The following is a 23886-nucleotide window of genomic DNA, read 5'->3' as shown; positions in this document are numbered from 1 at the left end:
GCCAGACGAGAGAAGGGAGGCATGGCGCCTCCCTTCTCTTTTTCCTGTGCCACGGCTATTGCTAGCTGACGTCGGCCCCCACCGGGGGCCGGCAGGGCTTGGCCCCCTCTTTGGCATCCCCCTCCTGCCGCTCCCGCGTCTGGGCAGGCACGGCCCCAGTCCCGGAGAGCAGGAAGCAGGAGAGCGCCGGCACCCCGATCAGGGCCCCCAGCATGTTCCACAGGAACATGAAGGTGAGCAGTATGCCCATGTCGGCCTGGAACTTGATGGGGGACCAGACCCAGGCCACCACGCCGGCGGCCAGGGTGATGCCCACCAGCCCCACCACCCGGCCGGTGAAGGCCACGGCCTGGCGATAGGCGTCCACCAGCGACATGCCCTGGCGCTGATGGTGCAGCTGCACGCTCAGCAGGTAGAGGGCGTAGTCCACCCCTATGCCGACCCCGAGCGCAATCACCGGCAGGGTCGCCACCTTGACGCCAATCCCCATGAATACCATCAGCGCCTCGCACAGCACGGAGGTGAGCATCAGGGGCACCAGCGCCACCACAGTCGCCCGCCAACTACGGAAGGTGATGAGGCAGAACAGGGTCACCGCCAGGTAGACGTAGAGCAGCATGGTGCGGTTGGCCTCGTGCACCACCATGTTGGTGGCCGCCTCTATGCCGGCACTGCCCGCGGCCAGCAGGAACTGGCGATCCGCCGTGCCGTTCTCCCGGGCAAACCGCTCGGCGATGGCCACCACGCCGCTCAGGGTCTCGGCCTTGTGATCTTTCAAGTAGGCGATCACCGGCATCAGGGAGCAGTCGGTGTTGAACAGCTCCGGGCTGTTGACCGAGGCCTGCTGGGCGGCGTAGTTCAGCACGTTCTGGTTGCGCTGGATGCTGGCGAGCTTGGGGTTGCCCTCATAGGTGCCGGCGGTGATCTGGCGCACCGCATTGACCAGGGAGCTGGTGGCCTGCACGCCGGGATGCTGCTGCAACTCCCACCCCAGGCGATCCGCCAGGATCAGGGTCCGGTAGTCGAGGCACCCCTCGGGCGCCGTCTTGATCATCACCGCAAAGAGATCGCTCGAGAGCGCGTAGTGACCGGTGATGTAGCCGTTGTCTCTGTTGTAGCGGGAATCCGCGCGCAGCTCGGGGGCGCCGCTGTCCAGATCGCCAATCTTGAGCTGCAGGCTCACCAGGTAACCGCCGATGCCCATCGCCAGGCCGAGGATCACTACCACTGTGGCCCACTTGCGCTCGGTGCAGCGATCCAGCAGTGCCCAGAGTCGGCCAAAGCCCTGGTTGGCGGCGGCGTGGGTCTCTATCTCAAGCGCCCGCTCGGCCGCCTTGCGGCCCACCCCCACATAGGAGAGGGCCACCGGCATCAGCAGCAGCGAGGTGAAGATGAGCACCGCCACCCCTATGCTGGCGGTGATGGCGAGATCCTGGATGACGGGGATGTCGATCAGCATCAGCACGGCGAAGCCCACCGCATCGGCCAGCAGCGCAGTGACCCCGGCGAGGAAGAGGCGGCGGAAGGTGTAGCGCGCCGCTATCTGGCGGTGGGTGCCGCGGGCGATGTCCTGCATGATGCCGTTCATCTTCTGGGCCGCGTGGGAGACGCCGATGGCGAAGATGAGGAAGGGCACCAGCACAGAGTAGGGGTCGATGGCGTAGCCGAGCCAGGCGATGATGCCGAGCTGCCACACCACGGCGATCAGGGAGCAGCCCACCACCAGCAGGGTGCTGCGCACGCAGCGGGTGTAGAGGAAGATGATGACCAGGGAGGTCGCCACCGCCAGGGCGAAGAAGAGGATCACCTGGATGAGGCCGTCGATGAGATCGCCGACCAGCTTGGCAAAGCCGATCACCCGGATCCTGTACTGGCCCGTCCCCTCCTCCCCCGCCTGGTGGGGCTTGCCGTCAAATTCAATCTGGCTGCGCAACTGCTCGATGCGCTGGGAGAAGGCATGGTAATCGAGGGGCTTGCCGGTGGCCGAGGCCTTGCCCAGCAGGGGCACTATCAGCATGCTGGACTTGAAGTCGTTCGCCACCAGGCTGCCGACTATGCCGGCTCTGTTGATGTTCTGGCGCAGCTGCTCGATGTCAGAGGCCGAGCCCTGATAGGCATCCGGCATCACGGGCCCGCCCTGGAAGCCCTCCTCGGTCACCTCGGTCCAGCGCACCGCCGGACTCCAGAGGGACTTCATCCAGGCCCGGTCGACCCCTTCGGTCAGGAACAGCTCGTCATTGACCCGCTTGAGGACGCTCAAATAGTCGGGGTCGAAGATGTCCCCCCGGGTATGCTCCACCACCACCCGCACCGAGTTGCCGAGGCCACGCAGGGAGTCCCGGTTCTCCAGGAAGTTTTTGATGTAGGGCTGGCTCTGGGGGATCATTTTCTCGAAGCTGGGCGCCAGCACCAGGCGGGTCGCGCCCATGTAGCCAAGCACCAGGGTCGCCAGCGTCATCGCCAGCATGAAGAGCGCCCTGTGGTTGAACACCAGCCGCTCCAGCAGGTTGCCTGAGTGCCTGTCGAACGCGCTCAGCTCGCGGATCACCGGCATCGAATCTTGCTTCACATGGCCCATCTCTGGATCCTCGTTATCGTTATTGGGCCGTCATCCGGTGACGGCCTGCTTTGACAAACCTTATTTGACGCCAAGAGTGCGCACCCCGCGGCTGCCCACCAGCGCCAGGGTGCCATCGGCGGTCAGGGCGGCGCCCGCCACCGGCAATGGCTCGGCCAGGGGGGCCAGGGTCAACGGCTCGTTGCCCCGTTGCAGCAGCATATGGCCGGCCTGGGTGAACAGGCGGAACTGGCCATCGGCCCCTTCCATCGCGGCGCTGATGCTGATGGGCAGCGGGCTGGCCAGCCGCACCCACTGCTGGCCGCCATCCGTGCTGCGATAGGCATGGCCCCGCAGGCCATAGACGATCACCTCATCCGAGCGGCCGATCAGGCCGAAAAAGCTGCCGTCATAGGGGCTGGGCAGTGAGACGAAGCGCTGCGTCTGCGGCTCCCATTTGCGCAGCAGCCCCTGCTCGCCCACCAGATAGAGGGCGTCACCGGCGGGGGCTATGGCATTGAGATGGAGCCCGTCCGGGTTCTCGGTGCGATCCAGCATCGGCGTCCAGTGCAGGCCGCCATCCTGGGTGCGCAGTATCAGGTTGAAGACCCCGACCACGTAGCCCACCCTGTCGTCCTCAAACCAGACGTCGAGCAGGGGTTTGTCGGCCCCCTCCTCCACCAGCCGCTGGCCCTCTTCCACCAGCGCGGCCCACTGTTCGTTGTCCGGCTCAGCCCCGGCCTTGGCGGCATAGAAGGCGCTCACCAGCCCGCCAATCTGGCGGCCATCCAGCTGTTTTTGCCAGCTGGCACCGCCATCCTGGCTGTGCAGCACCACCCCGTCCCCCCCTACGGCCCAGCCCTGCTCGGGAGTGGGGAAGGTGACGGCGGTGAGATCCGAGCTCACCGGCACCCTGGCCTGCTGCCAGCGCCGCCCCTCGTCGTCGGAATAGAGGATGTGACCCCGCTGCCCCACCGCCACCAGCCGCGACCCGGCTCGGGCCAGATCCAGCAGGGGGCTGCGCTCGGCAAGCCCACTCGGCTTGGCTGGCAAGTCCAGCACGTCGATGTATTCAGACGCCAGCACGGCACCCTGCATCAGCAGGGCGCAGCACAGCGCCAACTTGTTGAATAAACCCATACCACTTCCTTGTCTTCGAAACCCATCGGATGGCCGCAACAACCCCACCCCGGCCCTCCCCTTGGCAAGGGGAGGGTGCGATTCACCTCCCCCTTTTGAAGGGGGAGGTCGGGAGGGGGTCAGTGGGGATCAGCACGGCCTGTTACCGCTTAGCGGATCCCGGCGCCAGCCAGGGACTCCGGCGACCACTTCGCCTTGGACAGCGAATCGCCGTACTTGATGCCGCCATGGGGGCCCACCACGCCGTTGATGTTGTAGCTGCCCGCCACCAGGTCATAGATCATGAAGGGGGTGGCGTCCGGGGTCTGCTTGTCGTAGCTCTGGCTCAGGAAGGCGAAGGAGCCGCGATAGAGCTGACCACGGGCGTCGTACTGATCGGAGGCCAGCGCCACCCAGCTGTCTTCGTCCAGGTAGAAGCGCCGCTTGGCGTAGATGTGGCGCTCACCGGCCTTGAGGTTGCCCTCCACCACCCAGACCCTGTGCTTCTCCCAGCGCACGTGATCCGGTGACAGGAAGTTGGGGGTGGTCAGCGCCCTGGCATCGGACTGATAGGTCAGCCGATAGGTGTTGTAGGGCACGATCATCTCCTGCTTGCCCACCAGCTTCCAGTCGAAGCGGTCCAGCGCCCCGTTGAACACGAACACGTCGTCATAGGTGCCCGCCCCCGAGGTGCCCGGGTTCGGGGTGTCGTAGGCCAGGTTAGGCGCCAGCTTGACCCGTCGCTGGCCAGGCAGGTACTGCCAGGCCTTGCGCGGCTGCTCCAGGGGGTTGGCGGCGTCGCGCAGCATGATGGCCTCGCCGGCGCGGCGGGCCGGACCCGTGTAATGGAGCTTCATCTGGTAGTAGGTGTCCCTGGCCGAGATGGGCTTGTTCATGTCCTCGTAGATGGCGTAGTTGATGAAGGCCTGCCCCGTGGTGGAGAGGGCCGCCACCCCGGCGGCGTCCACGTTCCAGGAGTCGTACTTGGTGGCGATGTTCACCCCCTGGTAGCGCAGCAGGAAGTTCCACATCGCCTCGGCCCCGCTCTTGGGGATGGGGAAGGGAATGCCCGGCAACACCTTGTCCACCGCCATGCCCCCCGCCAGGGTGATGGCGCTGAGCGCGTTCTGCCTGGTGTTGTCCAGCACCGCCTGGGGCAGCGCCACGCTGCGGTGGGTCGGGTAGAGGTCCACCCTGAAGTCCGGGAAGCGCTTGAGCAGCTCCGCCGTGGTGGCAGTCAGCGCCCCCTGGTATTGGGCCGCATTCTTGCCGGTGATGACCAGGAGCGGCTGCTCACCCGCATAGGGATCCGGGCGCATGCTGTCACCGGCCTTGAAGCCGGCGGGGGGCGTGGTCAGGCCCCCGCTGTAGGCGGGGATGCTGCCATCGGCGTTGGCGGCCGCCTCGGCGCCCACCTGGGTCAGACTGGTGCCGAGCTGTGCGGCTTCGCTGCTGGAGACGGCGGCCAGTGCCTGGCCCGCGAGGGCCAGGGTGAGGGAGGCGGCCAGCATGGTCTTGTTGAATGTCATATCTCGTTCTCCGACTCGGTCGATTGACTCAGTAAGTGCTCTTCAGGGTCAGGTAGATGGCGCCTCTGTCTTCCGTGGTGGCGCCGCCACCGGAGAAGGAGGCGTAACCACCGGCATAACAGGTGTTGCGCTGGGCACCATCGAGGGCATTGGGGGTGGCACCGTCCTCGGCACCGTCATTGCACTCGGCAGACTTGCCAAAGGAGTCCACGTATTTCAGATCGACGAAGTACTGGTTGTAGAGGGTGGCGCCTAGCCCCACCGCATAGCTGCCGGTGTCTTTCGCCCCGCCCGCCTGGACCGGGGAGATGCCAGCCAGCCCCCAGTTCACCGAGAGCGGCATGGTCATGTCGACCCCCGGCAGGACCTGATACCAGGTCGGGGTGAAGTTGACCGCCAGTCCCCAGTTGTCCCGGGTGGGCTTGTCGATGCCGGTGTAGCTGTCCTCCCCCTTGTAGAGCGCCTTGTTGTGGTCATTCAGGCTCAGCAGGTTGCTGCAGTAGAGCTCCCCGAGCAGGGCGGCGCCGTCGAACAGCGCCGTGTCGGCGAAGGTCATCAGGCCGTTGAGGGTCCAGTGCAGGGTATCGCCGGTGGCGCTGTAACCATCGGAGTCATCGGTGATCACCCCGGTGTCCGGATGACGGGGGCCGAGCACGGGGGCCGGGATCCCGAAACCGTTGGCCAGTCCCCCGGGCCCAGTGGCACTGAGCAGGGCCGGGATGCTGGAGAGGGGCATCTGCTGGCGATAGTTGAGGTCGCTGCCGACGCTGACCCCGGCCACATCCTTGGAGAGGCTGAGGCCAAAGATGTCGATCTCGTCCCCATAGGCCAGGGCGTAGCTGGTGTTGGCGATGGACTGGCGCAGGTTCGGCACGGCCCCGGCCGGCAGGGGCGCCGCCCCGCGAATGGTCATGCCACGGGCATCGAGCACAGCCTGGGGCAGGATGTCGGCGGTACGGCGGTAGAAGGCCCCCAGGGTCGCATCCAGCGCCTCGGGGGACCACTTGGCCATGATGCCCCAGTCGCCGTGCTTGCCCGGCTCGATGTCGGCGCCACGGCGAATGTTGCTGAGGGTGCCGCTCGGTCCGGCCAGACCCGGCCCGCCGGTGTGGCCCAGCAGGAAGGAGTGGGCACCGAAGCCCACCAGATCCGAGCTGCCGTAATAGGTGCCGGCTTCCGGCAGGCGGGCGGCGTTCCAGTCCAGGAAGTACTGGGCGGCGAAGGTCCACTCCGGGTTCAGGGTGAAGGAGGCGGAGATCTGGTTGCGGGGCACGAACAGCTCTTTCGCTTCCGTCCCCGGGGAGGCCGCGAGCTTCGCGAGATCCAGGCCCGACTGGCCATAGCTCATCGAGTGCACCGGGCTCAGCAGGGTTTCCCCCCAGAAGAGGTTGTGCTGCCCTATCTTGACCCCGAGCAGGGACTCGTCGCCCAGCTCCATGTTGTGGAACACGAAGGCGTCGAGCAGCTCGCCGGAGGGGCCATGGTAGTAGCGATCCGCATAGTCGCTCAGATGGCGGTTGCCCGCCACCGGGGGCAGCCCGACGATGCCGGAGCTGGCGCTGTTGCCGTTGATGAGGGGGTTCTCGTCGGCACCGACGTCGCGGTAGGCATAGTCATACCAACTGGCGGCGCTGATGCGAAAGCCGGTGTTGCCCTTGTTCACCACGTCCAGCTCGGTCAGCAGATCGAAGCGGGTGGTGACGGTATCCCCGGCATCCTTGAAGTTGTAGTCCCCGTCGTTGTTGTTCGGGGTGGCGAGCATCCGCTCATCGGCACTCTCGGTGCGTATGCCGTAGTTGAACTTGCCGGTGTTGTCGAAGCGAACGGACCACTCTTCACTCCCGGTATCGACCTCGACCGCCTGAACGGTGGGCATGAGGACGGCCGCGATGGCCGTCGTCAGCAGGCGCAGGCGCAGGGCCCCGCCACCATGACTCGTGTGCTTGTAATCCATTACAGTCTCTCCGAGTGTCGTCATCTGATGTCGTTGTTGTTATCTGTTCAGTCGCCGTTTCCGTTGGCTTTGATGCAAGGGAGATGACCTGGCTGATGGCGCACCGCCTTGTCTGGCTCTCGAGGATGCAGCTCTGTTTTTGCATCGGTCCCGGGGTGTCGCTCGCTCTGATGAGCCCGCTCTTTCTCTCTTGTGTGCCGACTGTAAGGCCTCCCTCCCGGGCCACGCTTGCCATTGAACGTCAGCCACTTTTCATTTGATGACAGCGCAGGTGGCGGATGGCAAAGGGCGCCGGAAGCGGTGTCAGACAACCCCGGATCCGGGCCTGTTCACCTGTCTGGCGGGATGGGCTGCATGCGTGGGGGAAGCGTTTCGGCGAAGGGGAAGCGGGGTGTCAGACATAAAAACGGCGGGGAGAGGCCCAGGCCCCCTCCCCGCCGAAAGCCAGATGATCAGCGCGTTATGGCGCAGCCGGTAGCGGCCTGCAACTGCGCGAACTCGATGCCGGGGGCCAGCTCCACCAGGCGAAGGCCCCCGGGGATCACATCCAGCACGGCGAGATCGCTGATGATGCGATCCACCACCCCGACCCCGGTCAGCGGCAGGGAGCACCACTCCAGTATCTTGTGCTCGCCTCCCTTGGCGCAGTGCTCCATCAGCACCACCACCCGCTTGACCCCGGCCACCAGATCCATGGCGCCCCCCATGCCCTTGACCAGCTTGCCCGGGATCATCCAGTTCGCGAGATCCCCGCGCTCGGAGACCTGCATGGCCCCGAGCAGGGCCAGGTTGATGTGGCCGCCGCGGATCATGGCAAAACTCTCTGCGCTGTCGAAGAAGCTGCTGCCGGGCAATGTGGTGATGGTCTGCTTGCCGGCGTTGATGAGATCGGGATCGAGCGCCTCTTCACTCGGGAAGGGGCCTATGCCAAGCAGGCCGTTCTCGCTTTGCAGCCACACCTCCATGCCATCCGGGATATAGTTGGCCACCAGGGTCGGCAGGCCGATCCCCAGGTTGACGTAGAAGCCGTCCTGCAGCTCCTGTGCGGCGCGCTGCGCCATCTCTTCACGGGTCCAGGCCATCGCTATCTGCTCCTCAGTGCGCAATGCTGTAAAACGAACGCTGCCGGCAGCACTTGTGCGCAACACGGCGCCATCTCTTCACGGGTCCAGGCCATCGTCAGCTCCTCACTGTTCGCACTTCGATGCGTTTCTCGGGGTTGGGGCTCAGGACCAGCCGCTGCACATAGATGCCGGGCAGGTGAATGTCGTCGGGGGCCAGCTCCCCCACCTCGACTATCTCCTCCACCTCGGCGACGCAGACCCGCCCCGCCTTGGCACAGAGCGGGTTGAAGTTGCGCGCCGTCTTGTTGAACATCAGGTTGCCCGCCTTGTCGGCCCTGGCCCCCTTGATGAGGGCCAGGTCCGCCGTCAGGGCGTGCTCCATCACATACCACTCGCCGTCGAACTGGCGAGTCTCCTTGCCCTCGGCGATGAGCGTCCCGTAGCCGGTGCGGGTGAAGAAGGCCGGGATGCCGGCGCCGCCTGCTCTCAGCTTCTCCGCGAGCGTCCCCTGGGGGGTGAACTCAAGCATGAGTTCCCCCGCGAGGTACTGGCGCTCGAACTCCTTGTTGCCCCCCACGTAGGAGGAGATCATCTTCTTTATCTGGCGGCTGTGGAGCAGCGGCCCCAACCCGAACTCATCTACCCCGCAGTTGTTGCTGATGATGGTGAAGCCCCCCTTGCCGCTCCCCTTCAGCGCCTCGATGAGCTGCTCGGGGATGCCGCACAGGCCGAAGCCCCCCGAGGCGATGGTGATGTCGTCCTGCACCAGGCCGCTCAGGGCGGCCTGGGCGCTGGGATAAACCTTGTTCATAACTACCTCTCTGCTCTCTGGCTAGTCCGTTGGCCACGGGGGCACTTTTGTTTATTGCGGTTTTTTTGATTGATCTCGTATCGTGATCGTCCGATTACGCCGCTACGCGGCTAATCGAACCTACGCAGCCAATTGAGTTTGTAGGTTCGAATAGGGTCGCGTATTCGGACGAACGCGGCCTTTCTAAGGCTTGATGCCCCAATGCATCAGGGTCAGCACCAGGGCGACCAGGAAGGCGGTCTCCCCCACCATCAGCAGGATGGGCTTGATGCCGACCGCCGCCAGCTCCTTGAGCTGGGTCTTCATGCCGATGGCGGCGATGGCGATGACCAGGCACCAGCGTGACAGGCCGTTGACCCCCTCCTGCAACGGGACGGGCACCCAGCCTGTGCTGTTGATGCAGGCCAGCACCAGGAAGCCGACGGCAAACAGGGGCAGCAGGGGCGGACGCTTGCCCAAGGGGCCATCCGCCCCCTGCCTGCGGGTGATCATGGCGGCCACCAGGATCACCGGCAGCAGCATGGCGACCCGCATCAGCTTGACCACGGTGGCCACGTCCCCGGTCTCGGTGGACATGCTGTAGCCGGCCCCCACCACCTGGGCGACGTCGTGAATGGTGGCGCCGAGGAAGACCCCCGCCTCCACCGGCGTCAGCTCGAAGAAGCGGGCGATCATGGGGTAGAGGATCATCGCCAGGGTCGAGAGCACGGAGACCCCGATCACGGTAAACAGGGTGGCGCGCTCCTTCTGGGGGTGATTGGGCAAGGAGGCGGCCAGGGCCAGGGCGGCGGAGGCGCCGCAGATGGCGGTCGCCCCCCCGGTCAGCATGCCGAACAGCCGCTGGAATCCCATCAGCCTGGCCGCCACCACGGAGAGACTGATGGTGACCACCACCAGGGTGACCACCAGCAGCACCGGCATCCAGCCCAGCTCGGCGATCTGGCCCAGGGTGATGCGCATGCCGAGCAGGGCGACCCCGATCCGCAGCACGCTGCGCGCGGTGAATTCGATGCCCGCCTTGCAGGTCCCCTCGGCGGAGAGGAAGTTGAGCCCCATGCCGAGCAGCAGGGCGAACAACAGCACGGGGGCGCCGTAGTGCTCGGAGAGGAAGGTGGCGGCCGCCGCCACCGTGATGCTGACCGCCATGCCGGGGGCCAGGGTCCGCACCCGCTGATAGCGATCCGTCATGGTCAGGGTGAGCATGGGCTGACCTCCCGGGGGGCGATGAGGATGGAGAGCCCCTCTCCCTCCCGCTCGACCGGGTAGCGGCCGACCCTGAGCCGGGTCGAGTTCAGCAGCAGCCCCGTCGTCAGGTTGAAGCGCAGGCCGTGGGCCAGGCACTGGATCAGCTCCCCCTCCAGCCGACCGCCACACAGGGAAGCCCCCTGGTGGGGGCAGCTGTCGTCGATGGCGTGGAAGCGGCCATCGACATTGAACAGCACCAGGCTCTTGCCCCGGGCTTCGATGAGGATCCGCTTGCCCGGTTCAGGCACCCGCTCGGCAGGCACCAAGACTCGCGCCGACGCCCCGGCCGCCGCATCCAGCGCCTGGCGCAGGCTGGCCAGCAGCTTCGCCACCGGCTGGGCCCCGCTAAGAGTCAGCCCCTCCCCCATCACGAAGCTGGGCACCCCCTGCTGGGCCGCCCCGGGCAGATCGCAGTGGAAGGGAGTCCCGTCCCCCTGCAGGCTGCTCACCAGATCGGCGGACCCAAAGCCCGCCGCCTCGGCCAGCCCCAGCAAGGTAGCGCCATCCCCCAGATCCCCGCCGTGCAGGAAGTGGCAGGCAAACAGCCACTCCAGCAACGCGTCCAGCTGCGCCGGCGATCCCAGCTGGCAGGCCCGTTGCCACAGGCGGTGGGCATCGGCCGTGTTCGGCATGCGGGGGATATGGCCAAAGTCCAGCGCAACGCCGACGCTGGCCGCCGCCTGTCGCACCTGGGCCTGACGCAGGCCCATGGCCTGTTCGCTGCCAAGGCGCCGCAGGTAGAAGTCGTGAAAATCCTCCCCCTGCACCGGCAGCGCGGGCAGCAGTTGCACCCCGCGCCAGTGCACATCGACCCGCACCTCGGGCCGCTCTGCCCGCAGTTGGGTCAGGGCCTGCGCCAGCTGGCGTTTGCCGATGAGGCACCAGGGGCAGATGAAATCCATATAGACCTCGATGCTGAGCCTCATGCCCCCACCTCGCTGCCCTGGGGGCCCGTGATGATCTGGCGGACGTCACCGTCGAGCCTGGCCACGTCCTTGTGGTAGTGGCGCTTGCCGTAGAAGAAGACGGCGGCCGCCGCGATGCTGATGAGGGGCACCAGCTGGAAGGCGTTGTCCAGGCCGATGTGGTCGGAGACCTTGCCGGTGATGAAAGGACCGGGCGCGAGGCCAAGCAGGTTGTTGGCAAGGGTCAGGGTGGCAAAGGCCGTGCCGTGCACGCTGGCGTGGGTGAGGTTGGCCACCATGGCACCGGCGGGGCCCGAGGTGCCGGTGGCGATGAACATCCCCAGACCGATCAGCAGCAGCTGGGGCAACCCGGCCGGCAGGGCAAACGCCAGGGAGAGCAGCAGACAGCTCCCGAGGCAATAGGCGATGGCGAGGCTTATCTTGCGATCCGGCCGGTTGCGGCACAGCCGATCGCTCAGCATGCCGCAGAGGATCATGCCGGCGCCGCTGCACAGCACTATGATGGCGGCCATGAGCCCCGCCTTGTCCGTGTCCAGCCCGTAGTAGCGGTTGAAATAGCTCGGCATCCAGACGATGACGGTGCCGCCGACGAACAGCTGCAGGCCGCTGCCCACATAGGCCGAGATCACCGAGCGGCTGGAATAGAGGCTGCGCAGGGGATTGCGGCCCGCCTCTGTGCTTCCCCGCGCCGCCCGGCTGGCCTGGGAGATCCGCGCCTCCTTGACGATGAGGGGATAGATGGCCGCCAGCACCAGGCCGAACAGGGCCATGCCGGCGAAGGCCCAGCGCCAGCCGAGGAAGTGCGCCAGCACGCCCCCGGTGGCCATGCCGAGCACAGAGCCGAACATGCCGCCGGAGATGAAGGCGCCGGAGAGGGTGGCCCGCATCTCCCGCGGGAACACAGAGACCACCACGGCGATGCCGACGCTGCCGTAGGCGGCTTCCCCCACCCCCACCAGGAAGCGGGCGATGAACATCTGCTCATAGTCCTGGGCCAGGGCGCAGCCCAGGGTCGCCAGGCTCCAGAGCGCGGCCATCATGGCCAGGCTCTTGACCCGGCCGAACCTGTCGGCGAGCAGGGAGAGGGGAAAGGTCAGCAACCCGACCATCAGCGCCACTATGCCGCTGAGCAGCCCCAGTTGGGTGTCGGAGAGCGCCCACTCCCCCTTGAGCATGGGGAAGACGGCGTTGAGCACCTGGCGCGACATGTAATCGGAGATGAGCAGACCGAAGGTCAGCGCAAACACTATCCAGGCATAACGACGGGGCACGGCAACCTTGCCGGCCTCTGGGTCGTCATCGATATGATACGTAGCCATACAATCCCTCGTGCTACTGCAAATTGGGTTCGGTTTTTCGGTCAACGGACCGGCGGCAGAGGCCACCGACCAGACAATATTGACTCATCACTCAATTACCCTGCGTGCTGCATAGTGCAAGGCGCAAGGCCGTTTGGCAAACAGAGTCGGGGGGTCGCCGCCCCGCCAGCGTTACGGCGACCCATCTGGCTCAGGACCGCTGTGGCACCCCTTTCTGGCCCAGGGTCCGGTTCGGCGCCATGCCGTTGGCCAGCAGCGTCTCCTCCACGCTGTCGTACTGCACGCCGATGCGGTAGATGGCGCGCGCCTCCTTGCCGCTCGCCACCTCGCGGCCCAGCTCGTGGGCGACCCGCACGCACTGGCGGATCTGCTCCACCGAGCTCATGCGCTGGCCGTGCTGGCCTATGATGGTGTCCTCTATGCCGCAGCGGGGATGCAGCCCCATGGCCATGGCCATCATGTTGAAGGGCAGCACGTTTTTGAGCAGCGACTCGGCGGTGACGCAGGCTCCGTCCGGCGCACGGTGGACGAAGTTCATGAAGTTGAACGGGTTGGGGCCATCAAAACCGCCGCCGATGCCGATCCAGGTGAGGTTCAGCGGGCCCATGTAGACCCCTTTGCGCACCAGCCGCTCCAGGGTCTCCAGGGCGTGCATGCCGGTCAGCTGGAAGTGAGGCTGGATGCCGCTCGCCATCAGGCGCTTCAAGTGCTCGGCCACCCAGGCCGGGCCGGCCGGCACCGTCATCTCGCTGTAGGCCGCCTGGTAGGCGGGGTTCGCCAGGGAGGTGCCTGCCAGGTACTCCGGATAGAGCAGCTCCATGATGTTCATCTGGGTGGTGTTGATGGCGACCGTGACCTGATCCGGTTTCGGGGTCAGCTCCGCCAGCATGTGGCGGGTGTCGTCGGAGAGCCACTTGGCCGCCTCGCCCTCCCCTTCCGGCGCGAAGGAGATGGAGCCCCCCACCTGGATGATCATGTCGGGCACCGCCTTGCGGACCCCGGCGATCAGCTCGTTGAACTTGGACAGCCGCTTGGAGCCGGTGCCGTCCAGCTCGCGCACGTGCAGGTGCAGCACGGTGGCGCCAGCATCAAAACAGTCGACCGCCTTCTGGACTTGCTCCTCCATGGTCACCGGGATGTCTTCCGGGAAGTCGCCAGGGGCCCACTCAGGGCCATAGGGGGCCACGGTGATGACCACCTTTTCCATGTTTTCCGGGTGCAGGGAATCGTCAAAAAATTGCATCTGTTCATTCCTTAAATTGGGTGGCCTTCCATGAAGCGCCTGGGGTGGTGACATCCTCCGGGCCCGGGGCCCGGGGCTTGATCAGAAGGGGGTATCCCCCATGATCCCGGCCCGCTCCATCTTGCGATGGCTGGGGGGGTAGTCCATGGCGGCATAGTGCTGGGTGCTGCGGTTGTCCCAGATGGCGATGCTGCCCGGCTGCCAGCGCCAGCGCACCTGATACTCGGGGATATAGGCCTGGCTGATGAGGTAGCGCAGCAGATCGCTGCCCCCCATGCTGTAGTCCTGGCCGACGCGCACATGGGCCGGGGTGTGGTAGTTGGTGAAGTGGGTGGCGAAGGCGTTGACGAAGAGGATCTTCTCGTCGGTCTCCGGGTGGGTGCGCACCACGGGGTGCTCCGCATCCGGGAACTGCGTCTTCAAGGCGAGCCGCTTCTCTATGGGCATGGCAGCCCCGAAGCTCGCCTCTATGCTGTGACGGGCACGCAGGCCGGCGATCTTCTCCTTGATCTCCCCCGGCAGCTGCTCGTAGGCCACCACCATGTTGGCCCAGAGGGTGTCGCCCCCCACGGGCGGACACTCCACGCAGCGCAGCACGCACCCCATGGGTGGTTGGGCGCGCCAGGTGGCGTCGGTGTGCCAGGCGTTCTCGTAGCGATCGTTGGGTAGCTCCGGGGACTTGTAGATGCGCACCAGGCCGGGGTTGTCCGGATCGCTGCCCGCCACCGGGTGATCCTCCAGCTCGCCGAAGCGGCGGGCGAAGGCCAGGTGATCGGCGCGGCTTATCTCCTGCCGGCGCAAGAACAGCACCCTGTGCCTGAGCAGGAGGGCACGGATCTCGGCGAACAGCCCCTCATCGTGAACGGCGTCCGCCAGGTTGACGCCGCTCAGTTCGGCGCCGATGTGGCAGGTCAGTTGTTCTACACGCATGTCTCTCTCCCTGAATGACAAGTCAGTGCTACAGGCGCCGCCCTCCAGTTCGGGCTGGCCTGGGATCCTTGGCCTAGATGATGAAGACGGAGGAGCCCGTGGTCTGGCGCGCCTCCAGATCCCGGTGGGCCTGCGCCGCATCCTGCAGTTCGTAACGCTGGTTGATCTCTATCTTGATCCGGCCGCTGGCCACGTGATCGAACAGCTCGCCGGCCAGCACTTCCTTCTCGGCGGGATCGGCGATGTAGTCGGCCAAAGCCGGACGGGTCAGGTAGAGGGAGCCCTTCATGGCCAGCAGCTGCGGGTTGAAACCCTCGATGGGGCCGGAGGCGGTGCCGACGCAGACCATGAGGCCGCGGCGTTTAAGAGAATCGAGCGAACCCATGAAGGTGCTCTTGCCGACGCTGTCAAACACCACGTCGACCCCGGCGCCGCCGGTCAGGGCGCGCACCCGGGTGGCCACATCTTCACGGCTGTAGTCGATGGTGAAATCGCAGCCGTGGGCGCGGGCCAGCTCGGCCTTGGCGTCGCTCGAGACGGTGCCTATCACCGTCAGCCCCAGCAGCTTGGCCCACTGGGCGACGATGAGGCCGACCCCACCCGCAGCCGCGTGCAGCAAGATGCTGTCACCGGGCTTGAAGGCGTGGATGCGGCGCATCAGGTAGGCAGAGGTGAGACCCCGCATGGTCATGGCGGCGGCGGTCTCGCAGCTGATGCTGTCCGGCAGCCTGATGAGGGGGGCGGCCGGGATCAAACGCTCGGTAGAGTAAGCGCCGAGGGTGTTGATAAAGCCGGTGTAGGTGACGCGATCGCCCACCGCCACGTTGCCGACCCCCTCGCCCACCGCCTCCACCACCCCGGCTGCCTCGACACCGAGGCCATTGGGCATGGGGATGGGGTAGGTGCCGTTGCGAAAATAGGTGTCGGCATAGTTGAGGCCGACCGCGGCATGGCGCAGGCGCACCTGGCCGGGACCGGGCTCGCCCACCGCCACCTCTTCGTAGCGCAGCACGTCCGGGCCCCCGGTTTCATAAAAGCGTATGGCGTTGGCCATCTCTGTTCTCCAATCCGTTCGTGAATGAAATGCATCGTCCGGATTGAATCTAGGGGGTTGGGTGAATGGCCGCTTTGCATCGGGCGACAGCCACTTTTCATCTCATGACACCCCCCTTCGAATCCGTTGCCCCCCCTCGTGGAAGACGACAGAATCGGCCCTGTTCCCCCATGACGGCGAGGTGACATGGCCGAGCAGGTGTTGGAACGTGAAGGTATTTAGTTGAATTAAAAGGAATTATTCAGGAAGCAGCCGCCTGTGCCCGCTCAGTGACGGGCCTTGGACTTAAGCATAATTGACGTTAACGTCAACGTAGTGTGAGATGCTTCTATTCACAGCAAAACATGAGCAGCATGAAAGGAGTCACTATGTCTAACTTGTCCCTCTCGGCCGGGACGCGTTTTCGCACCGCGCTGGCCAATGAGAAACCCCTGCAGATCGTCGGCACCATCAACGCCTACATGGCGCTGATGGCCGAGCGCAGCGGCTTCAAGGCCCTCTACCTCTCCGGCGCCGGGGTGGCGAACGCCTCCTTCGGCCTGCCGGATCTCGGCATGACCTCCATGAACGACGTGCTCATCGATGCCGAACGCATCACGGCCGCGACTCAGGTGCCGCTCCTGGTGGACATAGACACCGGCTGGGGCGGCGCCTTCAACATCGCCCGCACCATCCGCGCCTTCGAGCGTGGCGGGGTCGCCGCCGTGCATATGGAGGATCAGGTGGCCCAGAAACGCTGCGGCCACAGGCCGAACAAGGCGGTGGTCTCCATCGCCGAGATGGTGGACAGGATCAAGGCGGCGGTGGATGCCCGCCAGGACGAGAGCTTCGTCATCATGGCCCGCACCGACGCCCTGGCGGTGGAGGGGCTGGGCTCGGCCCTGGAGCGCGCAGCCGCCTATGTGGCCGCCGGCGCCGACATGATCTTCGCCGAGGCGGTCACCGAGCTGGGCCAGTACGACAGCTTCAAGCAGGCGGCAGGGGTGCCGATCCTCGCCAACATGACCGAGTTCGGCAAGACGGAGCTGTTTGACAAGGAAGCCCTCGCGGCCCACGGCGTCGACATGGTGCTCTACCCCCTGAGCGCCGCCCGCGCCGCCAACCAGGCCGCCCTCAACGTCTATCAGCAGCTTCGCCGCGACGGCCACCAGCGCGCCGTGGTCGACACCATGCAGACCCGGGAGTCCCTCTACGACTTCCTCGGCTACCACCACTACGAGCAGACCCTGGACAGGCTGTTCACCCAGGACCTGTCTACCAAGGAATAACACGCCGACCGGCCGTCTCATGCTGGCGGCCGGCGCTTCAACGGACTGAATGAGGAAACATGTGATGAGCGCCCTGCCCGAAACCACCGGCTTCAAGCCGAAGAAATCCGTCGCCCTCTCCGGCACCGCCGCCGGCAACACCGCCCTGTGCACCGTGGGCCTCTCCGGCAACGATCTGCACTACCGTGGCTATGACATCCTGGATGTGGCCACCAGCTGCGAGTTTGAAGAGATAGCCCACCTGCTGGTGCACGGCCATCTGCCCAATGTGGCCGAGCTCGCCGCCTACAAGGCCAAGCTCAAGGCCCTGCGCGGCCTGCCCACCGGGGTCAGGACAGCCCTGGAGCAGTTGCCCCCCTCCGCCCACCCCATGGATGTGATGCGCACCGCCGTCTCGGTGCTGGGGTGTCTGTCGCCGGAGAAGGACGATCACAATCACCCGGGTGCCCGGGACATCGCCGACAAGCTGATGGCCTGCTTAGGCTCAGTGCTGCTCTACTGGTACCACTTCAGTCACAACGGCAAGCGCATCCATGTGGAGACCGACGACGACTCCATCGGCGGCCACTTCCTGCACCTGCTGCACGGTGAGAAGCCCCGTGACTCCTGGGTGCGCGCCATGCACACCTCCCTCATCCTCTATGCCGAGCACGAGTTCAACGCCTCCACCTTCACCGGCCGCGTCATCGCCGGCACCGGCTCCGACATGTTCTCCTGCATCACCGGCGCCATCGGTGCCCTGCGCGGGCCCAAGCACGGCGGCGCCAACGAGGTAGCCTTCGAGATCCAGAAGCGTTACGACAATCCGGACGAGGCCGAGGCCGACATCCGTGCCCGCATCGAGAAGAAGGAAGTGGTCATCGGTTTCGGCCACCCGGTCTACACCGTCTCCGATCCCCGCAACAAGGTGATTAAAGAGGTGGCCCGCGCGCTCAGTCTGGAGCAGCACAACACCAAGATGTTCGACATCGCCGAGCGACTGGAGTCCACCATGTGGGAGGCCAAGAAGATGTTCCCGAACCTCGACTGGTTCAGCGCCGTCAGCTACCACATGATGGGAGTGCCCACCGCCATGTTCACCCCGCTGTTCGTCATCGCCCGCACCTCCGGCTGGTCCGCTCACGTCATCGAGCAGCGCATCGACGGCAAGATCATCCGCCCGAGCGCCAATTATGTCGGCCCGGAAGATCTGACCTTCGTGCCGCTCAAGGAGCGCAAGTGATGGTAAACACTCAATATCGCAAGCCCCTGCCCGGCACACAGCTTGACTACTTCGACGCCCGGGAGGCGGTGAACGCCATCGCCCCCGGCGTCTGGGACAGGCTCTCCTACACCGCCCGCGTGCACGCCGAGAATCTGGTGCGCCGGTGCGATCCGGCCATCCTCACCGAGTGCCTCGGCCAGATCGTCCATAACAAGCGCGATCGCGACTTCCCCTGGTTCCCGGCGCGCGTGGTGTGCCACGACATCCTGGGCCAGACCGCCCTGGTGGACCTCGCCGGCCTGCGCGATGCCATCGCCGATCAGGGGGGGGATCCCGCCCAGGTCAACCCTGTGGTGCCGGTGCAGCTGATCGTCGACCACTCCCTGGCCGTGGAGTGCGGTGGCTTCGACCCGGACGCCTTTGCCAAGAACCGCGCCATCGAGGATCGCCGCAACGAGGATCGCTTCCATTTCATCAACTGGACCAAGCAGGCGTTCAAGAACATAGAGGTGATCCCGCCGGGCAACGGCATCATGCACCAGATCAACCTGGAGAAGATGTCCCCTGTCATCCACGCCGATCGCGGCCTGGCCTACCCGGATACCTGCGTCGGCACCGACAGCCACACCCCCCACGTGGATGCCCTCGGCGTCATAGCCGTCGGGGTCGGTGGGTTAGAGGCCGAGAACGTGATGCTGGGGCGCGCCTCCTGGATGCGGCTGCCAGAGATCGTCGGCGTCGAACTCTCCGGCAAGCCGCAGCCCGGCATCACAGCCACCGATCTGGTGCTGTCGCTCACCGAGTTCCTGCGCCAGCAGAAGGTGGTCGGCGCCTACCTGGAGTTTCGTGGCGAGGGCGCCGCCGCCCTCACCCTCGGCGATCGCGCCACCATCTCCAACATGGCGCCTGAGTACGGCGCCACCGCGGCCATGTTCTTCATCGACCAGCAGACCCTCGACTACCTGCGCCTCACCGGCCGGGACGGCGACCAGGTCAGGCTAGTGGAGACCTATGCCAAGGAGGCGGGTCTCTGGGCCGACGCTCTGGCGAGCGCCCAGTACGAGCGGGTGCTGCACTTCGACTTGTCGACAGTGGTGCGCACCCTGGCGGGCCCCTCCAACCCCCACCGCCGCCTGCCGGTGGCCGATCTCGCCGCGCGCGGCATCGCCGTGGATCTGGACAAGGTCCGCACCCAGGAGGCCGACGGCCTGCTGCCGGATGGGGCCGTGATCATCGCCGCCATCACCAGTTGCACCAACACCAGCAACCCGCGCAACGTGATTGCCGCCGGCCTCTTGGCGCGCAACGCCAATCGGCTCGGGCTTGCCCGCAAGCCCTGGGTCAAATCCTCCCTGGCACCGGGCTCCAAGACAGTCGCGCTTTACCTGAAAGAAGCGGGGCTAGACAGCGAGCTGGAGCGGCTCGGATTCGGCATAGTGGCCTTCGCCTGCACCACCTGCAACGGCATGTCCGGCGCGCTGGATCCGGCCATCCAGCAGGAGATCATCGACCGCGATCTCTACGCCACCGCAGTGCTCTCGGGCAACCGCAACTTCGACGGCCGCATCCACCCCTATGCCAAGCAGGCCTTCCTCGCCTCGCCGCCCCTGGTGGTGGCCTACGCCATCGCGGGCACCATGCGTTTTGACATCGAGAAGGATGTGCTGGGAGTGGTGGACGGTAAGGAAATTCGCCTGAAAGACATCTGGCCGTCAGATGACGAGATCGATGCCGTGGTCAGGGCCTCGGTGAAGCCGGAGCAGTTCCGCCAAGTCTATATCCCCATGTTCACCATAGAGGAAGAGAGTGGCCCCAAGGTGGCGCCCCTGTACGACTGGCGTCCGCAGAGCACCTATATCCGTCGCCCACCGTATTGGCAAAAAGAGGGGGAAGGGGCGCTGGCGGGTGAGCGTACCCTCAAGGGGATGAGACCGCTGGCGCTGTTGCCGGACAACATCACCACGGATCACCTCTCCCCCTCCAACGCCATCATGCGCAGCAGCGCGGCCGGGGAATACCTGGCGAAGATGGGCCTGCCGGAGGAGGACTTCAACTCCTACGCCACCCACCGTGGCGATCACCTGACTGCCCAGCGCGCCACCTTCGCCAACCCCCAGTTGGTCAACGAGATGGCTGTGGTGAACGGCGCGGTGAAGAAGGGCTCCTTGGCCCGGGTCGAGCCGGAGGGCCGGGTCATGCGGATGTGGGAAGCCATCGAAACCTACATGGCCCGCAAGCAGCCGCTGATCATCGTGGCGGGCGCCGATTACGGTCAGGGCTCGTCCCGCGACTGGGCAGCCAAGGGGGTGCGGCTCGCCGGGGTGGAGGTGATAGCAGCGGAAGGCTTCGAGCGCATTCACCGCACCAACCTCATTGGCATGGGGGTGCTGCCGCTGGAGTTCAAGCCGGGCACCAGCCGCCTCACTCTTGGGCTGGACGGCACCGAGACCTACGATGTGGTGGGGGAGCGCCAGCCGCGCGCCGATCTCGTGCTGGTGATCCACAGGCGCAACGGCGAGACGCTCGAGGTGCCCATGACCTGCCGCCTCGACACCGCCGAGGAGGTCTCGGTCTACGAGGCGGGCGGCGTGCTGCAACGCTTCGCCCAGGACTTCCTGGCGTCGACGGCGCAACAGGCGGCAAGCTAAGCCCCAACCCCTCCCCTTTGACAAGGGAGGGGCTGATACGCCTCCCCTTTTTCAAGGGGGAGGCCGGGAGGGGGGTCTCGCGCCCACTCCCGCAAGCCATCAATCCAAATCAGGACGATTTCTATGGCCTACGAACCTCAAGTGAAAATCCCGGCCACCTATATGCGCGGCGGCACCAGCAAGGGGGTTTTCTTTCGCTTATCTGATCTGCCCGAACGCTGCCAGCAACCCGGACCGGCTCGGGATGCACTCTTCCTGCGCGTCATCGGCAGCCCTGACCCCTACTCGGCCCACATGGACGGCATGGGGGGCGCCACCTCCTCCACCAGCAAGTGCGTGATCCTCGCCAAGAGCCAGCAGCCGGGTCACGACGTGGACTACCTCTACGGCCAGGTCGCCATCGACAAGCCCTTCGTGGACTGGAGCGGCAACTGCGGCAACCTCTCCACCGCCGCCGGCGCCTTCGCCATTCACGCCGGACTGGTGGATCCGTCCCGCATCCCGGACAACGGCACCTGTGAGGTGCGGATCTGGCAGGCCAATATCGGCAAGACCATCATCGCCCAGGTGCCGGTGACCAACGGTCAGGTGCAGGAGACCGGTGACTTCGAGCTGGACGGGGTCAGCTTCCCCGCCGCCGAAATCGTGCTGGAGTTTCTCGACCCGTCCGACGATGGGGAGGAGGGCGGTGCCCTCTTCCCCACCGGCAACCTCATCGACGATCTCGAGGTGCCCGGCCTTGGCAACATCAAGGCCACCCTGATCAGCGCCGGCATCCCCACCGTCTTCGTCAACGCCGAAGAGATTGGTTATGAAGGCACTGAGCTACGCGAGCAGATCAACGGCGACCCCGAGGCCCTGGCCCGCTTCGAGGCCATCCGGGTTGCCGGCGCCCTGCGCATGGGGCTTATCAAGACGCCCGCCGAGGCGGCGACCCGCCAGCACACCCCGAAAGTCGCCTTCATCGCATCGCCGCAAGACCACTTCACCTCCAGCGGCAAGCAAGTGCAGGCGAACGAGATCGATCTGCTGGTGCGGGCCCTCTCCATGGGCAAGCTGCACCACGCCATGATGGGCACCTGCGCCGTGGCCATCGGCACCGCTGCGGCCATCCCCGGCACCCTGGTGAACCTGGCGGCCGGTGGCGGCGAGCGCGAGGCGGTACGCTTCGGCCACCCATCAGGCACCTTGCGAGTGGGGGCAGAGGCGCGACAGGTGGATGGCGAGTGGACGGTGACCAAGGCGGTGATGTCGCGCTCCGCCCGCATCCTGATGGAGGGCTGGGTGCGGGTGCCGGGGGATACCTTCTAGCCCCGCAACAAGCCTGCACACCACCAACATGAAAGAGGCCCGGGCAGTTGCCCGGGCCTTTTTGTGGTGACCTTCGTATTGGGGGCTACTCCACCCTGCTCGCAGGCAAGGCTACTCCCCTGCTTATCCACCCGTTATTGCGGGCGCGCCACGCACTCCACATGGCGCGGTATGCTCTTCTTCCCATCGCCACCGATCAACCGCTTCACCTGGCCAGCCGGGCATTTGCCGTCGTCCACATAGGCAACCTTCCCATAAGGGAGCTTGCCCGGCGCGGGATCCTGGCTCAGATTGGTGATGGGGGTCGGCGCTAAATGGGCGCACCCCGACACCAGGCCCAGCAGCAAGCCCCCTGACAACAGCACGCTCTTCCATCTGACAGCCATAGGCCACTCCCTGTCGTGATCCGCTTATGCACACGGGCACACAGCTCCCGTGCACACTGGCAGTGTGCCAGCCATCCCCCAGGGCCGACAGCCATCCAGGGCAGTGCTGTGACGATTCCAGACACAGCAAGGATCGGCACAATCACAGGGCCTCAGCCTGGTTGAGGGTGCTTGTTCATGCGCAATACATCTTTGCTCTGGAATAGTAGGAGCCGACACAGTTGGGGGGGCGCTTGAAATCAGCGCTCGTCATCCACACATTCAGTGCATACAATGCGTTAACGAAGCGGAATCTGCCGCCTCACCCCGGAAATCAAGAGGACATCAAGATGGATACCCGTTCTATCTACACTGGCACCCAGGGTGCCGTGCGCGACACCAACAAGGTGCTGCGCAATACCTATATGCTGCTCTCCCTCACTCTTGGCTTCTCTGCCGTGGTTGCCGGGGTTGCCACCGTCATGAACATGCCGCCCCTGCACTGGGCCATCTTCCTGGTCGGAGTCTACGGTCTGATGTTCCTGACCGAGAAGAACCGTGACAACGGCATGGGGCTGGTGTTCACCTTCGCCCTGACCGGCCTGATGGGTTACAGCCTGGGTCCCATCATCAACATGTACATGAACAACGGTGGCGGCGAGATAGTGATGACGGCCCTTGGCGGCACCGCGCTCACCTTCTTCGGTCTGTCGGCCTACGCCCTGACCACCAAGCGTGACCTCTCCTTCATCGGCGGCATGCTGTTCGTCGGTTTCTGGGTGCTGCTGGTGGCCATGGTCGCCAACATCTTCCTGCAGATGAGCGCCCTGAGCCTGGCCCTGTCCGCCATGTTCATGCTGTTCTCCTCCGGCGCCATCCTGCTGACCACCCAGCAGATAGTGCGCGGCGGCGAGACCAACTACATCTCCGCCACCGTGACCCTGTATGTCTCCATCTACAACATCTTCCTGAGTCTGCTGAGCCTGCTTGGCGGCAACCGCAACTGATGAAAAACCCCGCTTCGGCGGGGTTTTTATTGGCACCTGTTTCTGTCAGGATAAGTTGCAAATCAAGGATATGAAGCAAAGTGGCCCTGATCCAAATCAGGGCCACTTCGTTGCCGACGAGTTATGCTGTCGCTTTCGTTTCGCTCAAGGGTTGCGTCTATCCCATGCCCATGGACTTCTCCAGTTTGCTGCACCGTCTGCTGACCGACACCACATCCATTTCATTTCACACAAGGGTGGTGCCTGGCATGCCCATGGACTTCTCCAGTTTGCTGCGCCGCCTGTTGACCGACAGCCATATCCATTTCATTTCGCTCAAGGGTGGTGCCTAG

At 65.3% G+C, this 23886-nt stretch carries 19 protein-coding genes; 6 read left to right on the top strand and 13 right to left on the bottom strand.

Translation table 11 applies throughout. The features are described from left to right. Window positions 1–61 precede the first annotated feature (61 nt). From ACB030_RS16750 to ACB030_RS16695, 12 genes are all read right to left on the bottom strand, one after another. Entirely contained in the window at window positions 62–2569 is a 2508-nt protein-coding gene (locus ACB030_RS16750) for an RND family transporter (protein ID WP_371161348.1), read from the bottom strand. A 69-nt stretch (window positions 2570–2638) separates the two neighbouring features. Then, on the bottom strand, window positions 2639–3697 hold the full coding sequence (locus ACB030_RS16745) for a WD40/YVTN/BNR-like repeat-containing protein (RefSeq protein WP_371161346.1): 1059 nt from the start codon (window positions 3695–3697) through the stop codon (window positions 2639–2641). A gap of 149 nt (window positions 3698–3846) precedes the next feature. Further along, on the bottom strand, window positions 3847–5205 hold the full coding sequence (locus ACB030_RS16740; protein ID WP_371161344.1) for a DUF1329 domain-containing protein: 1359 nt from the start codon (window positions 5203–5205) through the stop codon (window positions 3847–3849). A gap of 28 nt (window positions 5206–5233) precedes the next feature. After that, window positions 5234–7159 (bottom strand): DUF1302 domain-containing protein, encoded by a 1926-nt coding sequence (locus ACB030_RS16735; RefSeq protein WP_371161342.1) that lies wholly within the window; start codon window positions 7157–7159, stop codon window positions 5234–5236. A gap of 452 nt (window positions 7160–7611) precedes the next feature. Beyond that, entirely contained in the window at window positions 7612–8241 is a 630-nt protein-coding gene (locus ACB030_RS16730) for a CoA transferase subunit B (RefSeq protein ID WP_371161340.1), read from the bottom strand. Between the two features lie 97 nt (window positions 8242–8338). Next, window positions 8339–9034, bottom strand: coding sequence for a CoA transferase subunit A (locus tag ACB030_RS16725; RefSeq protein ID WP_371161338.1), 696 nt, complete (start codon window positions 9032–9034; stop codon window positions 8339–8341). Window positions 9035–9217: 183 nt separating this feature from the next. Next, window positions 9218–10237 carry a YeiH family protein gene (locus ACB030_RS16720; RefSeq protein WP_371161336.1) on the bottom strand — a complete coding sequence of 340 codons (1020 nt, stop codon included), beginning with the start codon at window positions 10235–10237 and terminating at the stop codon, window positions 9218–9220. Beyond that, window positions 10225–11205, bottom strand: a complete 981-nt coding sequence (locus tag ACB030_RS16715) for a DsbA family protein (protein ID WP_371161334.1) — start codon at window positions 11203–11205, stop codon at window positions 10225–10227. The genes ACB030_RS16720 and ACB030_RS16715 overlap by 13 nt, the downstream gene beginning before the upstream one ends. After that, a complete protein-coding gene (locus ACB030_RS16710; protein ID WP_371161333.1) occupies window positions 11202–12524 on the bottom strand; it encodes an MFS transporter in 1323 nt (440 codons plus the stop codon). Before ACB030_RS16710 ends, ACB030_RS16715 begins: the two co-directional genes overlap by 4 nt. A 190-nt stretch (window positions 12525–12714) precedes the next feature. Further along, window positions 12715–13767, bottom strand: a complete 1053-nt coding sequence (locus tag ACB030_RS16705; protein WP_371161331.1) for a 3-keto-5-aminohexanoate cleavage protein — start codon at window positions 13765–13767, stop codon at window positions 12715–12717. A gap of 81 nt (window positions 13768–13848) precedes the next feature. Then, window positions 13849–14697 (bottom strand): TauD/TfdA dioxygenase family protein, encoded by an 849-nt coding sequence (locus tag ACB030_RS16700; protein ID WP_371161329.1) that lies wholly within the window; start codon window positions 14695–14697, stop codon window positions 13849–13851. 73 nt (window positions 14698–14770) lie between these two features. Then, window positions 14771–15751, bottom strand: coding sequence for a quinone oxidoreductase (locus ACB030_RS16695; RefSeq protein WP_371161327.1), 981 nt, complete (start codon window positions 15749–15751; stop codon window positions 14771–14773). 368 nt (window positions 15752–16119) lie between these two features. Here ACB030_RS16695 and prpB point away from each other — a divergent pair, with 368 nt between their 5' ends. From prpB to prpF, 4 genes are all read left to right on the top strand, one after another. Then, window positions 16120–17019 carry a methylisocitrate lyase gene (prpB, locus tag ACB030_RS16690; RefSeq protein ID WP_371161325.1) on the top strand — a complete coding sequence of 300 codons (900 nt, stop codon included), beginning with the start codon at window positions 16120–16122 and terminating at the stop codon, window positions 17017–17019. A 64-nt stretch (window positions 17020–17083) separates the two neighbouring features. After that, window positions 17084–18241, top strand: a complete 1158-nt coding sequence (gene prpC, locus ACB030_RS16685; protein WP_371161323.1) for a 2-methylcitrate synthase — start codon at window positions 17084–17086, stop codon at window positions 18239–18241. Then, complete coding sequence (gene acnD / locus ACB030_RS16680) at window positions 18241–20871, top strand: Fe/S-dependent 2-methylisocitrate dehydratase AcnD (RefSeq protein ID WP_371161321.1); 2631 nt, start codon at window positions 18241–18243, stop codon at window positions 20869–20871. The genes prpC and acnD overlap by 1 nt, the downstream gene beginning before the upstream one ends. A 123-nt stretch (window positions 20872–20994) precedes the next feature. Then, window positions 20995–22182, top strand: a complete 1188-nt coding sequence (prpF, locus tag ACB030_RS16675) for a 2-methylaconitate cis-trans isomerase PrpF (RefSeq protein WP_371161319.1) — start codon at window positions 20995–20997, stop codon at window positions 22180–22182. Window positions 22183–22316: 134 nt separating this feature from the next. Here prpF and ACB030_RS16670 read toward each other — a convergent pair whose 3' ends face one another. Continuing rightward, a complete protein-coding gene (locus ACB030_RS16670; protein WP_371161317.1) occupies window positions 22317–22568 on the bottom strand; it encodes a DUF6719 family protein in 252 nt (83 codons plus the stop codon). Window positions 22569–22897: 329 nt separating this feature from the next. On the opposite strand from ACB030_RS16670, the gene ACB030_RS16665 reads away from it, so the two are divergent. Then, window positions 22898–23554, top strand: a complete 657-nt coding sequence (locus tag ACB030_RS16665) for a Bax inhibitor-1/YccA family protein (RefSeq protein ID WP_111874565.1) — start codon at window positions 22898–22900, stop codon at window positions 23552–23554. 80 nt (window positions 23555–23634) lie between these two features. Continuing rightward, the gene (locus ACB030_RS16660) at window positions 23635–23886 is read left to right on the top strand and encodes a hypothetical protein (protein ID WP_234570201.1); all 252 of its coding nucleotides are present in this window, start codon (window positions 23635–23637) and stop codon (window positions 23884–23886) included.

The sequence above is a fragment of the Aeromonas sp. S16(2024) genome, from assembly GCF_041403065.1.
GTDB lineage: Bacteria > Pseudomonadota > Gammaproteobacteria > Enterobacterales > Aeromonadaceae > Aeromonas.
The sequence above is the reverse complement of the archived record's forward strand: the minus strand, read 5'-3'. Positions and strand labels throughout refer to the sequence as shown.